This is a genomic window from Roseateles toxinivorans (genome assembly GCF_004362525.1).
Classification (GTDB): domain Bacteria; phylum Pseudomonadota; class Gammaproteobacteria; order Burkholderiales; family Burkholderiaceae_C; genus Paucibacter; species Paucibacter toxinivorans.
In genome coordinates this window covers 1,184,953-1,197,788 of sequence record NZ_SNXS01000001.1, presented here as the reverse complement: position 1 = coordinate 1,197,788, position 12,836 = coordinate 1,184,953, and the positions used below count along the sequence as shown (strand labels likewise).

The 12,836-nt window shown below is 69.0% G+C and carries 10 protein-coding genes; 7 read left to right on the top strand and 3 right to left on the bottom strand.

Annotated features, from left to right (window positions below; genetic code table 11):
* Positions 1-21: 21 nt before the first annotated feature.
* Together DES47_RS05330 and DES47_RS05325 are read right to left on the bottom strand one after the other, a co-directional pair.
* Positions 22-777, bottom strand: coding sequence for a LytR/AlgR family response regulator transcription factor (locus DES47_RS05330; protein WP_133699579.1), 756 nt, complete (start codon positions 775-777; stop codon positions 22-24).
* Between the two features lie 4 nt (positions 778-781).
* Positions 782-1,909, bottom strand: a complete 1,128-nt coding sequence (locus tag DES47_RS05325; RefSeq protein WP_133699578.1) for a sensor histidine kinase — start codon at positions 1,907-1,909, stop codon at positions 782-784.
* Between the two features lie 169 nt (positions 1,910-2,078).
* Here DES47_RS05325 and DES47_RS05320 point away from each other — a divergent pair, with 169 nt between their 5' ends.
* Together DES47_RS05320 and DES47_RS05315 are read left to right on the top strand one after the other, a co-directional pair.
* Positions 2,079-3,473, top strand: coding sequence for a phosphomannomutase/phosphoglucomutase (locus DES47_RS05320; RefSeq protein ID WP_133699577.1), 1,395 nt, complete (start codon positions 2,079-2,081; stop codon positions 3,471-3,473).
* A complete protein-coding gene (locus tag DES47_RS05315; protein WP_133699576.1) occupies positions 3,474-4,769 on the top strand; it encodes a 3-deoxy-D-manno-octulosonic acid transferase in 1,296 nt (431 codons plus the stop codon).
* 10 nt (positions 4,770-4,779) lie between these two features.
* Here DES47_RS05315 and DES47_RS05310 read toward each other — a convergent pair whose 3' ends face one another.
* The gene (locus DES47_RS05310) at positions 4,780-7,374 is read right to left on the bottom strand and encodes a sensor domain-containing diguanylate cyclase (protein ID WP_133699575.1); all 2,595 of its coding nucleotides are present in this window, start codon (positions 7,372-7,374) and stop codon (positions 4,780-4,782) included.
* A 59-nt stretch (positions 7,375-7,433) separates the two neighbouring features.
* On the opposite strand from DES47_RS05310, the gene DES47_RS05305 reads away from it, so the two are divergent.
* From DES47_RS05305 to DES47_RS05285, 5 genes are read left to right on the top strand one after another with little or no spacing between them, the layout of a single operon-like run.
* On the top strand, positions 7,434-9,353 hold the full coding sequence (locus DES47_RS05305; protein WP_133699574.1) for a gamma-glutamyltransferase family protein: 1,920 nt from the start codon (positions 7,434-7,436) through the stop codon (positions 9,351-9,353).
* Between the two features lie 50 nt (positions 9,354-9,403).
* Positions 9,404-10,612, top strand: a complete 1,209-nt coding sequence (locus DES47_RS05300) for an SUMF1/EgtB/PvdO family nonheme iron enzyme (protein ID WP_243748163.1) — start codon at positions 9,404-9,406, stop codon at positions 10,610-10,612.
* Positions 10,600-11,313 carry an ABC transporter permease gene (locus tag DES47_RS05295; protein WP_133699739.1) on the top strand — a complete coding sequence of 238 codons (714 nt, stop codon included), beginning with the start codon at positions 10,600-10,602 and terminating at the stop codon, positions 11,311-11,313. Before DES47_RS05300 ends, DES47_RS05295 begins: the two co-directional genes overlap by 13 nt.
* On the top strand, positions 11,310-12,005 hold the full coding sequence (locus DES47_RS05290) for an ATP-binding cassette domain-containing protein (protein WP_133699573.1): 696 nt from the start codon (positions 11,310-11,312) through the stop codon (positions 12,003-12,005). The genes DES47_RS05295 and DES47_RS05290 overlap by 4 nt, the downstream gene beginning before the upstream one ends.
* Positions 12,005-12,817 (top strand): ABC transporter substrate-binding protein, encoded by an 813-nt coding sequence (locus DES47_RS05285; RefSeq protein ID WP_133699572.1) that lies wholly within the window; start codon positions 12,005-12,007, stop codon positions 12,815-12,817. The genes DES47_RS05290 and DES47_RS05285 overlap by 1 nt, the downstream gene beginning before the upstream one ends.
* Positions 12,818-12,836: the final 19 nt, after the last annotated feature.

Sequence of the window (12,836 nt, the reverse complement as noted above, 5' to 3'; positions counted from 1 at the left end):
GGCATGGCGGGCGGCCCGTTGCTACATGGCCTTGAACTGGTGGACGTAGGCGCGGCTGACGGGCAGCTCGCGCTCCAGGCCCCTGAAGCGGACGAACAGACGGCTGGCCTCATCACGCCGAGTGCCGGCCAGGTGGTCGAGGTTGATCAATGTGGCGCGGTGGACCTGAAGAAAGCGCGCCGGGTCCAGCTGGGGCAGCAGTTCGACGATGGAGGTACGTATCAGGTACTCGGCCGTCGCCGTCTGCACGCAGGTGTATTTTTCGTCGGCATGGAAGAACAGCACCTCGCCAATGGGAATCTGGTGCATCAGTTCGCCCTGGCTGGCGCGGACGTAGCGCAGCACCGGAACGGCTGCCGTGCCGCCCATCAGCCGCTGCAGGGCATGGGCCAGGGCCGCATCGGGCTCGGCCGCTGGCGCCGTCAGGCCGGCCTTGACCCGGGCCAGCGCCTTGGCCAGGCGCTCGGCCTTGACCGGCTTCAGCACATAGTCCAGCGCGGCATGTTCGAAGGCCTCCAGCGCGTACTCGTCATAGGCGGTGACGAAGACGACCCGCGTGGCCCCCTCGATGCCCTGGGCCACCTCCAGGCCCGTCAGGCCGGGCATCTGTATGTCCAGAAAGGCCAGGTCGGGCTGCAGCTCGGCAATTCGCGCGGCGGCCTCGACGCCGTTGCGGGCGACGTGGACGATCTGCAGCTCGGGCCACAGCAGGGCGAGCTGGTCTTTCAGGTACTGGGCCAGATGAGGTTCGTCGTCAGCGATCAGGGCTGTTGTCATGAGCTTACTTGAGTTGATAGGGGAGATCCAGGACCGCCTCGGTGCCCGGCCGGCCGGGGGTCAGGCGAAGGCTGGCCAGACCGTCATAGCGGGTCCGCAGGCGCTCGCGGATATTGTTCAGCGCCAGACCCGAGCCGCGGCGGCCGGGGCGGGGCTGGGCGTCCACGCCCATGCCGTCGTCGGTCACCGTGATGTGCAAGCGGCCCTGGGCCACCCTTGCTGTGATGCGCACCATGCCACCTTCTATCTTGGGCTCCAGGCCATGGTGGATGGCGTTCTCGACCAGGGGCTGCAGCAGCAAGGGCGGCACGGTGGCGGCCCGGGCCTCCGCACCGGCCTCGATGGCGTAGCTCAGGCGCCCGTCCATGCGCGTCTGCAGCAGGACCAGGTAGCTGGCGACCGTCTCCAGCTCCTGCTCCAGCGTGCAGTCGTCGCGGCGCAGGTTTTGCAGGCTGGCGCGCAGGTAGTCGGTGAAACTCTCCAGCATCTTCTTGGCACGGGGCGTGTCGTAGTCGATCAGGCTCTGCACATTGGCCAGGGTGTTGAACAGGAAGTGAGGCTCGATCTGGGCCTGCAGGAGTTTCAGCTGGGCTTCGGTCGCCTTCAGCTGCAGGGCCTGCTGCTTGGTGTGCACCCGCCACCACAGCCACTGGATCAGCGACAGCAGCACCGAGATGGCCAGGAACTGACCCCAGGCGCCGCGGCTGCTCATGAAGTGGCGCAGGATGTCGAGCTGCCAGATCAGGTCGACCAGGCGCAGGCCCAGCAGAACGCCCAGCGTGCCGCCGAGCATCCCTATCGCCGTGTAGAACAGGGCGGCGCGCCAGTCACGCCAGGTGCCGATGGCGGCAACCCAGGGTGCCGGCAGGCCCAGTTCCAGGCCACGAAAGATCGCGGTGAAGGTGTAGGCCACGCTGAGGCTCAGCAGGACATTGGCCGGCAGGCTGATCTGCCACCAGCGGGCGGTTGTGAAGCCGTTGCTGATGGCGCCCGACACCAGGGCCAGGGCCAGGCCGATCAGCAGCGCGAGGCCGGTGATGACCGCCAGCCTTGCCCACAGTGGCTCCGCGCGGTGCCGGCTCATGCGCCACTGGTGTTTCCAGGCGCTGATCAGGATGGCTGATGTGTTCATGGCCGCTAGTGTAGAAAGGCTGGCGCCGCCAGGGCTGTGGCCGGCGACGAATCGACAGCCGAGGCGCCGGACAGCGGTTACGCGGGAGGTGCGGGTGGGGGCCGACGTCATGCCTACAATCCGCCCAGTCATTTCCATCCAGCCACTGCGCTGCAGAACAGGGACCCCCATGCAAGTCAACGCATCGATCTTCAAGGCCTACGACATCCGCGGCATCGTGCCGAGCAGCCTGAACGAGGCACTGGCCGAGCACCTGGGCCGGGCCTTCGGCAGCGAGGCGTTGAAGCTGGGCGAGAAGGCGGTCGTCGTCGGCCGCGACGGGCGCCTGTCCGGCCCCGGCCTGGTGGCGGCGCTGATGCGCGGCCTGGCCTCGACCGGCCTGGACGTCGTTGATCTCGGTGCCGTGACGACGCCGATGCTGTACTACGTGGCGGCGACGCGCAAAAAGCAGGGTTGCACGTCCGGCATCATGGTCACCGGCAGCCACAACCCCAAGGACTACAACGGCTTCAAGATGGTGCTGGGCGGCCGAGCCATCTATGGCGACGACATCCAGGGCCTGCGCCAGCGCATAGAGGCCGAGGACTATGTCGTGGGCAAACGCCCTGGCCGCCTGGGCCGGATGGATGTCGAGGCCGAGTACCGTCACCGCATCGTCAAGGACGCCAAGCTCAAGCGGCCCATGAAGATCGTCGTCGATTCCGGCAACGGCATCCCGGGCGCCACCGGTCCGGCCACCTTGAAGGCGCTGGGCTGCGAGGTCATCGCCCTGTATTCGCGCGTCGATGGAGACTTCCCCAACCACCATCCGGATCCGTCCAAGCCCGAGAACCTGCAGGACCTGATACGCACCGTCAAGGCCACCGAGGCCGAGCTGGGCCTGGCCTTCGACGGCGACGGCGACCGCCTGGGCGTAGTCACCAAGGAAGGCAACATCATCTACCCGGACCGCCAGCTGATGCTGTTCGCGCTGGACATCCTCAAGCGCAAGCCCGGCAGCACCATCATCTTCGACGTCAAGTGCACCCAGCAACTGCCACTGGCCATACGTGCCGCCGGCGGCGTGCCGCTGATGTGGAAGACCGGCCATTCACTGGTCAAGGCCAAGCTGAAGGAGACGGGCGCGCCGCTTGCCGGCGAGATGAGCGGCCATATCTTCTTCGGTGAGCGCTGGTACGGCTTCGACGACGCGATGTACACCGCGGCGCGCCTGCTGGAGATCCTCAGCCGCAGCGATGACCCCAGCGCCGTGCTCAATGCGTTGCCCACGAGCTTCAGCACGCCCGAGCTGAACGTGCCCTGCGCCGAGGGCGAGCACCACGCCGTGGTGCAAAAGCTCAAGGAGCAGGCCCAGTTTCCTGGTGCGCTGGAGGTCATCACCATCGACGGCCTGCGCGTCGAGTTCGCCGACGGCTTCGGCCTGATCCGTGCCTCCAACACGACGCCGGTGCTGGTGCTGCGCTTCGAGGGCCAGACCGAGGAGGCCCTGCACCGCATCGAGGCCTTGATGATGGAACAGCTGCGCCTGGTGAAGCCGGATGCGCAAGTCACTGCCGGGCACTGAATGAGTTCATGGCAGCGGCGGCTGAGTCGCGGCGCCTACTCGGGCCTGCTGCGGCTGATGCAGCCGGCCTATGTGCTGCGGCTGTGGATGCGGGGTCGCGCCGAACCGCTTTACCGCCACGCCATCGGTGAGCGCTTCGGCCGCTACCCGGCCGACGAGGCCGGCAGCGGCTGGCTGTGGATACATGCGGTGTCGCTCGGCGAGACACGGGCCGCTACGGCACTGATCGCGGCGCTGCGTGCCCACCGGCCCGGCCTTCGCCTGCTGCTGACCCATGGCACGGCCACCGGCCGCGAGGCCGGCCGCGCCCTCCTGCGCGAAGGCGACGCCCAGGCCTGGCTGCCCTATGACAGCCCCGGCGCGGTGCGGCGCTTTCTGCGCCACTTCAGGCCGGCGCTGGGGGTGATGATGGAAACCGAGGTCTGGCCCAATCTGCTGCGGGCGGCGCGCCAGGCCCGCGTACCGATGGCGCTGGCCAATGCCCGTCTGTCGGAGAAAAGCCGCCGTCAGGGCGCGCGTCTGGACGCCATCCTGCGCCCGGCCGTGCAGAGTTTCGGCCTGGTTCTGGCCCAGACCGAGGCCGACGCCCAGCGTCTGCGCGAGCGCGGGGCGCTGACGGTCGAGGTGGCCGGCAATCTGAAGTTCGATGTGACGCCCGATGCGGACCTGCTGGCCCGCGGCCGGCAATGGCGTGAACTGCTCGGCCGGCCGGTCCTGCTGGCCGCCGTCACCCGTGAAGGAGAGGAGGCCCAGCTGCTGGGGGCTTGGCAGGCCCATGCCTGGCCCCAGGGCGAACGACGGCCGCTCTTGCTGCTGGTGCCCCGCCATCCGCAGCGCTTCGTCGAGGTGGCCGAGCTGGTGGCCGCGCATGGCCTGACCCTGGCGCGGCGCAGCGGCTTTGTCGATGGCCCGGATGCCCAGGCCCTGGCCGCCGACGCCTGGCTGGGTGACAGCATGGGCGAGATGGGCCTCTATTACGGGCTGGCCGATGTGGCCTTGCTGGGCGGCAGCTTTGCGCCGCTGGGCGGCCAGAACCTGATCGAGGCGGCGGCCTGCGCCTGCCCGGTCGTGATGGGCCCGCATACCTTCAATTTTGCCGAGGCCGCCGAGCTCTCAAGACAGGCCGGCGCAGCCTTTAGGGTGGACGGTATGGCCGCCGGCCTGGCGCAGGCCCAGCGCCTGCTGGCCGAGCCGGCTTCCCGGGCCGCGGCGGGACAGGCCGGCCTGGCCTTCTCGGATCAGCACCGCGGCGCCGCCGAGCGCATGGCGCAGCGCCTGCTGAGCTTGCTGCCCTGACCGGCGCGCGCTATTCGGCGATGCGGTAGGTGCCTTTGCCGCCGCGCTTGGCCTCGTACATGGCCTGGTCGGCGCGCCGGCACAGGGCGTCGGGGCTCTCGCCTATGACCGCGTCGGCCACGCCTATGCTGGGCGTGGTGACGGCCTCGTGACTACCCAGCAGGTGCGGCTGCGACAGCGAGGCGACGATGCGCTCGCACAGTGTCTGCACGGCCGCCCGGTCGCCGGCCTCCTCCAGCAGCACGGTGAACTCGTCGCCGCCGAGGCGGAACACCAGATCGGTGCCGCGCACGCAGGCGGTGAGCCGGCGCGCCACCGCGATCAGCAGCTGGTCACCGGCCTCGTGGCCCAACTCGTCATTGACTCGCTTGAAGCCGTCCAGATCGATGAACATCAGCGTCACGGCCGGGCCGGAGCGCGCAAAGCGGCGCAAGGACTCGGCCAGGCGCTCGTCGAAATGCCGCCGGTTGGGCAGGCCGGTGAGGCTGTCGCGGCGGGCCATTTCCTGCAGGGCCTTCTCATGCCCCTTGAGGATGGAGATGTCGCTGAACACCCGGGCGTGGTGGGTGGCACGGCTGGTTTCGTCGACGATGCGGCTGGTGCTGAGCCAGATGTCCAGGCCTTGGCCATCCGCCAGCACCAGATGGGCCTCGCCGACCCAGCGTTGGGCATCGGCGTTGCCGGTCAGCGTTGCGAAATCGGGCACCGGCGGCAGGCCCACCTCGGTGGCCGGCCGGTGCTCCACCTGGGCCAGGGTGCGGCCCGTCATCGCCGAGAAGGCGCGGTTGACATCGATGATGCGGTCCTCGGCATCGGTCACGACCACCGCATCGGCCGTCTCTGCAATCACCTTGGAGGCCAGGGCCAGGCGCTCAGCATAGGCGCGGCGCTCGGTCACGTCCTCGGCGATCACCAGCAGATGGTCCATCTCGCCATCCACGCCGAGCACCGGCGCCTTGAAGGTGTCGAAATAGCGGCGGCCCTCGGGGCCGTCGAAGATCTGGCCCGGAAAGCGCCGCGGCTTGCCGTCGCGCAGCACCTGCAGGTCCTGGTCATCGAAACGCTGGGCATCGGCCGGGGCATAGAGATCGCGCACCGTGCGGCCCACGACCTGGGCGGCCGGCATGTGGAAGCTGCGCTCGGCCGCATGGTTCCAGAACTCGTATAGGCCCAGGCCGTCGGGACGCATGCTCTTTGCATAGACCGGCAGCGGCAGGAAGTCGAGCAGGTTCTGCAGAAAGCGGCGGTTCTCGTCCAGATCGCGCTCGGACAGCTTGCGGTCGGTGATGTCGCGCGAGATCAGGGCCACCCCGTCGTCCACCGCCACCACCTGCTGGTGCAGCCAGCGCCCCTTCATCGGCCCCAGCGTGGCCTGCAGCTCGCTGGTGCTGGCCTCGCGGCTGACGATCACCTGCTCGAAGGTCTCCATTGCCCGGCTGCTGCGCATGGCCGGGAAGGCCTCGCTCAGCGGCCGGCCCAGCATCTGCTCCAGCGGCAGCCCCACCATCTCGGCGGCGCGGCTGTTGGCATCGGTGATCAGGAAGTCCTGCAACTGCCCCTTGGGGCCGCGCTGGGCCAGCATGATGGAGATCGCGTCCAGGCTGCCCTCCAGCGCCGCACGCAGACGCGACTCGGCCTGCTGTTGGGCCTTCTTGCTGGCGTCCACGCGGCGCTGCTGCTGCAGCAGCAGCCAGGTGCCCAGGCCAAGCAGGGTGCCAAAGCCGGCGGCCCACAGCAGCAGGCGCAGCCGCGTGCGGCGGTAGTTGGCCAGGCCTTGGTCGGCGTCTGTGGCCACCACGGCAAGCAGGGGGTAGCGGTCCAGCGGCAGAGCGGTGATGAAGCGCTCCCGGCCATCGATCTCGCTTTGCGTCGGCAGGCGCAGCGCGCGCGCTGTCGAGACGCGCTCGGCCACGCGCTCGGCATTCACCTTCTCGCCATAACTGAGCTTGCCGTTCAGCAGCCGGGCCCGCACCAGGCCGTCCTGACCTATCAGACTGACGGCGGTGCTGGCAGCCTCGCTACTGGCATGTTCCGAGGTCAGCAGCCGCGCCGGTATCAGTACGGTGACGACGCCAGCAAACTGTCCCTGCGCATCATCGATGCGCTGCGAGATCGGCAGCAGCGGGGCGTCCAGCGCCTGCTGGAACTCGGTCGGACCGATGTCGACACTGCCTGGCGCGGCACGGGCCAGTCGCTTGAAATAGTCCTCGTCGGCCACACTCGGCGCCAGATCGGTGCCGGCGGAGTCGATCACCAAGCCGTTCTTGTCGGCGACCATGATGGCCTTGGCAAATTCCTGGGCCAGCAGCCCCTCGGCGGCCAGACTCTTCAGGTTCATTTGGCGTTCGGAGTCGCGCAGGCGCCGTATCAGCTGGGTGGTGTGCAGCACGCGGTCCAACACCTCGGTGGTGCGCGAGGCCAGTTTCTGCGTGCTTCGGGTCGACCCATCGAGCAGGGCATCGACCTCGGTGCGGTATTCGAGCTGCAAGCTCATCCACAGAATCACCGCCAGTGCGGTGGCCAGCAGGCCGGCGGCGACCAGCAGACGCGCCGACGACGCGCCCATCCAGCCTTGACTGGGGCGTACAAACTGCGGGCGCCACATGGTTAGTTCTGATCTCGGTCGTTTTCTGCCGCGCCAGTGTAGCGGCGGCGCTGTGTGAGATGCTGCGAATCCCCAACGATTCACGGCATGATGATCGCCGCAAACGACCGAGGAGACTTGATTTGGCTCAATTCGCGAGAAGGGGACGGCGCGGCCCGGCGGCGCTGCTGCTGGGCGGCGTGCTGTGGCTATCGGCCTGCACGGGCGCCCGCGCCCCACAGTACCCGGCGCTGGACTATCGCGTGCCCGAACTGCCCGAGGCCGGCTCCGGCTACCAGGCCAAATCGGGCTGGGCGACGCAACGCTTTGCGGTGGCCGCCGCCAATCCCCTGGCCACCGATGCTGGCTATCAGGTGCTGAAGGCCGGCGGCTCTGCACTGGACGCCGCGATTGCCGTGCAGATGGTGCTGGCCCTGGTGGAGCCGCAGTCCAGTGGCATCGGCGGCGGCGCCTTTCTGCTCAGCTGGGACGGTCGGGCCTTGGCGGCCTGGGATGGTCGCGAGACCGCACCGGCCGGAGCCGACGAGAACCTGTTCATGCAGGCCGACGGCAAGGCCATGCCCATGATGCGGGCCATGGTGGGCGGCCGTGCCGTCGGCACGCCGGGCGTGCTGCGCATGCTGGAGCAGGCACACAAGGAGCAGGGTGTTCTGCCATGGGCCTCGCTGTTCGAGCCGGCCATACGCCTGGCCGAGCAGGGCTTTCGCATCAGCCCGCGGCTGCATGGCCTGCTGAGCGGCGAGCGCGCGCTGCGGCTGGACCCGCAGGCCGGGCCGCTGTACTACCGCGCCGATGGCGAGCCGCTGCCGGTGGGCCATCTGCTGAAGAACCCGGCCCTGGCCGAGGTGCTGCGTGCGGTGGCGCGCGAGGGCTCGGATGCCTTTTACGGCGGGGCGGTGGCCGCCGATATCGTGCACCGGGTGCAGCGCCATGCCGGCAATCCGGGGCGGCTGGCCCTGGCTGATCTGGCGGCCTACCAGCCGAAGAAGCGCGAGGCCCTGTGCTCCCCCTGGAAGGCCCGCCCCGAGCGCAGCCTGCGCGTCTGCGGCTTTCCGCCGCCCTCATCGGGTCATCTGACGGTGATGCAGATCCTCGGCCTGCTGGAGCAGGTACCCGAAGTCGGCACTGCGTTCGGCACCGAGCAGGGCCAGGTCATGCCCTCGGCCGACTGGTTGCACCGCTATCTTGAGGCCTCGCGCCTGGCCTTTGCCGACCGCGACCTGTTCATCGCCGACCCGGACTTCGTAGCCGCGCCCGGTGGCGCCTGGGCCAGCCTGCTGGCGCCCGCCTATCTGAAGCAGCGTGCCGCCTTGATCGGCCCCAAGAGCATGGGCCAGGCCCGGGCCGGCCAGCCGGGCGGAGAGCGCAGCGCCTATGCCCCGCAGGCCGCCCAGCCGGAGTACGGCACCAGCCACATCAGCATCATCGACGGTCAGGGCCGGGCGGTGGCGATGACGACCACCATCGAGGCGGTGTTCGGCTCGCGCCTGATGTCCGACGGCGGCAGCGGCAAGGCCGGCGGTTTCCTGCTCAACAACCAACTGACCGATTTCTCGCTGGCGCCGACCGATGGCCAGGGCAGGGCGGTGGCCAACCGGCTGCAGCCGGGCAAGCGGCCGCGCTCCAGCATGAGCCCGACCCTGGTGTTCGATGGCAGCAGCGGCCAGCTGCTGATGAGCCTGGGTTCGCCCGGCGGCCCGGCCATCATCCACTTCGTGGCGAAAACGCTGATCGGCACGCAGCAATGGGCGCTGGACGCGCAACAGGCGATCAGCCTGCCCAACTTCGGCAACTTCAACAGCCCCAGCCTGCTGGAGCAGGGCCGCTTCCCGGCCGCCACCGCCCAGGCTCTGAAGGCGCGCGGCCACCAGGTCATTGAGACAGAGATGACCAGTGGCCTGCAGGCGATAGAGCGCCGGCCCGGCGGCTGGTTCGGCGGCGCGGATCCCCGGCGCGAGGGCGTGGTGCGCGGCGATTGACCGCCCGTTCTGGGTCACAATCGTCCGCAACCGTCCGCCTCCAAATAACGATGCCCCACAGCAACTCGCCCCTGTTGGACCCCATGGCCATGCGCCAGGCGGGTCGTGAGCTGCTGTCGCTGGCCTTGATGGACGCGCGCAACCACACCTTGCGCCTGCTCTCGGCGCTGGAGCAGGCCCAGGAGAAGTCGGGTCTGGCCGGCCTGGCGCTGTGGCATGTCGGCCATGTCGGCTGGTTCCAGGAGTACTGGCTGGCGCGCAATCTGCAACGCGAACGAGGGGCTTTGTGCGACCCCAGTCTGCCGCGGCTGGCCTCGGTCGAGCCCCGCGCCGACTCCTGGTTCTCCGAGGACGGCCCGCAATGGGATGCGGGCCGGGGCGACCCAGGCCCCGACGCAATGGCCGTGCGCGACTACCTGGCCACGACGCTGGACCTGACCCTGGAGCTGCTGGAGTCCGCCGGCCCGGGTGATGACAGCCTGTACTTCTTCCGCCTTGCCCTGCTGCACGAAGACCGCCATGCCGAGGACTTGATGAGCTGGGTGCAGGCGCTGGACCTGGGTGGCCGCCAGCTCGATGAGCTGGTCCACGGCCCCGTGCCCCAGGCGCCGCGGGAGGCCCTGCTGTGCCCGGCGACGAGTTGGTCGCTGGGCCACGCGGGGCCGGGTCTGGTGCTGGACTACGAGGGCGGTGCGCTGCAGATCCAGGTGCCCGAGTTCGAGATCGATGCGCAGCCGGTCAACTGGGCCCAGTACACCGAGTTCATCGCCGATGGCGGCTATGACAGGCGCGACTGCTGGAGCGAAGCTGGTTGGGCCTGGGTGCAGGCCGAGGGACGGCGCAGTCCGCGCTATGTCGAGCAGGTCGGCAACGGCGTGCTGGTGCGCCGCTTTGGTCACAGCACGCGGCTGTCGATGCTGCAGCCGGTCATGCATGTGAGCCTGCACGAGGCGCTGGCCTGGTGCCGCTGGGCCGGGCGGCGCCTGCCCACCGAGGTGGAGTGGGAGCTTGCAGCGGTACAGGGCCGCTCCCGGGGCCTGCAATGGGGCCAGGTGCAGGAATGGACCAGCAGCGGCCTGCGCCTGCTGCCCGGCGCAACCATGGCGCCCTGGCGTGCCCGCCCGCCCGGCAGCGCTGCCTGCGCCGTGCGCGGCGCCTCATTTGCCAGTGCGCCGCGCATGCGCCACCCCAAGGCCCGAGAGGCCTGGAGCGAGCTGCACGATGTGGGCTTTGTCGGCTTCAGGTCCTGTTCCGCATGAGCGACAGCATTGCCACCGCCTGGGCCCTGATCACGCACACCGACGCCAACTTGCTGAGCGTCGTGCTGCTGTCGCTGCGTGTCAGCGCCGGTGCCTGCCTGATCGGCGGCCTGCTGGGTCTGCTGCTGGGCGCCTGGCTGGCGGTGGCGCGCTTCCCGGGCCAGCGCGGCGTGGTGGCGCTGCTCAACACGCTGCTGGCCCTGCCTTCGGTGGTGGTGGGGTTGCTGGTCTATCTGTTGCTGTCGCGCTCGGGCCCGCTGGGGGCCTGGGGCATCCTGTTCACGCCGGGTGCGATGGTGGTCGCTCAAAGCATCCTGGTCACCCCCATCGTGGCGGCGCTGACGCGTCAGCTGCTGGTGGGTGCGCTGGTCGAGGGCGGTGATACCTTGAAATCGATGGGCGCCGGCCCGATGCTCAGCGCCGGCCTGCTGATGCTGCATGAACGCTGGGCCTTGCTGACGGTGCTGCTGACGGCCTTTGGTCGCGCCATCTCCGAGGTGGGCGCGGTGATGATGGTGGGCGGCAATATCGACGGCCTGACCCGGGTGATGACGACCAGCATCGCGCTGGAAACCAGCAAGGGCGACCTGCCGCTTGCCCTGGCGCTGGGCATTGTCTTGCTGGCCGTGGTAGGCCTGATCAACTTGCTGATCGCGCTGGCGCAGAGTGGGCCGCGGCTGGTCGGGGCGGAGCGTATATGACGGCCCTGCTGCGCTTGGACGCCGCCACGGTGCGCTTTGGTGACCACACGGCCTTGCACCCAACCACGCTGCAGATCCAGTCCGGCGAGCGTCTGATGCTGCTGGGCGCCAATGGTTCGGGCAAGACCACTCTGCTGCGAGTGCTGCACGGGCTGCAGCTCTTCGAGGGCCGGCGTCTGCTCGCGGACCAGGTCTTGCGCCAGGCCATGGTCGCCCAGCGACCGTTCCTGCTAAGCCTCTCGGTCTGGCACAACGTGGTGCTGGCCCTGTGGCTGGCCGGCGTGCCGCGTGGGCAGCGACCGGAGCGGGCACGCCAGGCCCTGGCACGCGTCGGGCTGACCGACATGGCGCAACGGCCGGCACGGGTGTTGTCCGGCGGCCAGCAGCAGCGTTTGGCGCTTGCTCGGGCCTGGGGTCTGCAGCCGCAGCTGCTCTTCCTCGACGAGCCCACCGCCAATCTCGACCCCGGCGCCAAGCGCGAGGTCGAGGCCCTGATCGAGGCCTTTGCCGCTGAGGGAATGACCCTGGTGATGAGCACCCACAATCTGGGCCAGGCCAAGCGCCTGGGCACCCGCGTGCTCTATCTGGAGGCCGGCAAGGTGCTGGCGGACCTGTCGCCGCAAGCGTTTTTCAACGGCCCCCTGCCTCAGGAGGCTCAACTGTTCCTCAAAGGAGAACTCCCTTGGTCCTGATGAAATCACGCCGTCTGTTGCGCCCGTTGATTGCGGCGGCCCTCCTGGTGTCGGGTCTTGCCTCAGCGCAGGAGACCTCCATCGTCGTGGCTTCGACCACCTCCACCGAGCAGTCCGGTCTGTTCGGTCACCTGCTGCCCCAGTTCACCAAGGAGACCGGCATTGCCGTGCGCGTCGTGGCGCTGGGCACCGGTCAGGCATTGGACATGGGCCGCCGAGGCGACGCCGATGCGGTGCTGGTGCATGACACGGTGGCCGAGGAGAAGTTCGTCGCCGAGGGCTTCGGCCTGAAGCGCATGCCGGTGATGTACAACGACTTCGTGCTGGTCGGACCCAAGGCGGATCCGGCCAAGGTGCAGGGCAAGGACGTGGGTGCCGGCCTGCTGAAGATCAAGGCCGCGGCCCAGCCCTTTGTGTCGCGCGGCGACAAGAGCGGCACTCATGCGGCCGAGCTGCGCTACTGGAAACAGGCCGGCATCGATGTCGCGGCGGCCAAGCCCGAGGGCTACCGCGAATGCGGCTGCGGCATGGGGCCGGCGCTGAACATGGCCTCGTCGATGAACGGCTATGTGCTGGCCGACCGCGGCACCTGGCTGGCCTTCAAGAACCGCGGAGAGCTGGCCATCTTGGTCGAGGGCGATCAGCGCCTGTTCAATCCCTATGGCGTGATCGTCGTCAACCCGGCCAGGCACCCGCATGTGAAGCTGGCTGCCGCACAGCGTTTCGCGGACTGGCTGGTGTCACCGGCGGGCAAGGCGGCGATCGCGAGCTACAAGATTGGTGGGGAGCAGTTGTTTTTTCCGAACAGCTGAGGTTGTGCGGTCCCGGATT

Excerpts from the sequence above, each read along its gene's own strand:
- DES47_RS05290 (WP_133699573.1), top strand. The coding sequence starts at position 11,310 with ATGACGGCCCTGCTGCGCTTGGACGCCGCCACGGTGCGCTTTGGTGAC.
- DES47_RS05285 (WP_133699572.1), top strand. The coding sequence starts at position 12,005 with ATGAAATCACGCCGTCTGTTGCGCCCGTTGATTGCGGCGGCCCTCCTG.
- DES47_RS05315 (WP_133699576.1), top strand. The coding sequence starts at position 3,474 with ATGAGTTCATGGCAGCGGCGGCTGAGTCGCGGCGCCTACTCGGGCCTG.
- DES47_RS05330 (WP_133699579.1), bottom strand. The coding sequence starts at position 777 with ATGACAACAGCCCTGATCGCTGACGACGAACCTCATCTGGCCCAGTAC.
- DES47_RS05310 (WP_133699575.1), bottom strand. The coding sequence starts at position 7,374 with ATGTGGCGCCCGCAGTTTGTACGCCCCAGTCAAGGCTGGATGGGCGCG.
- DES47_RS05320 (WP_133699577.1), top strand. The coding sequence starts at position 2,079 with ATGCAAGTCAACGCATCGATCTTCAAGGCCTACGACATCCGCGGCATC.
- DES47_RS05300 (WP_243748163.1), top strand. The coding sequence starts at position 9,404 with ATGCCCCACAGCAACTCGCCCCTGTTGGACCCCATGGCCATGCGCCAG.
- DES47_RS05325 (WP_133699578.1), bottom strand. The coding sequence starts at position 1,909 with ATGAACACATCAGCCATCCTGATCAGCGCCTGGAAACACCAGTGGCGC.
- DES47_RS05305 (WP_133699574.1), top strand. The coding sequence starts at position 7,434 with ATGCTGCGAATCCCCAACGATTCACGGCATGATGATCGCCGCAAACGA.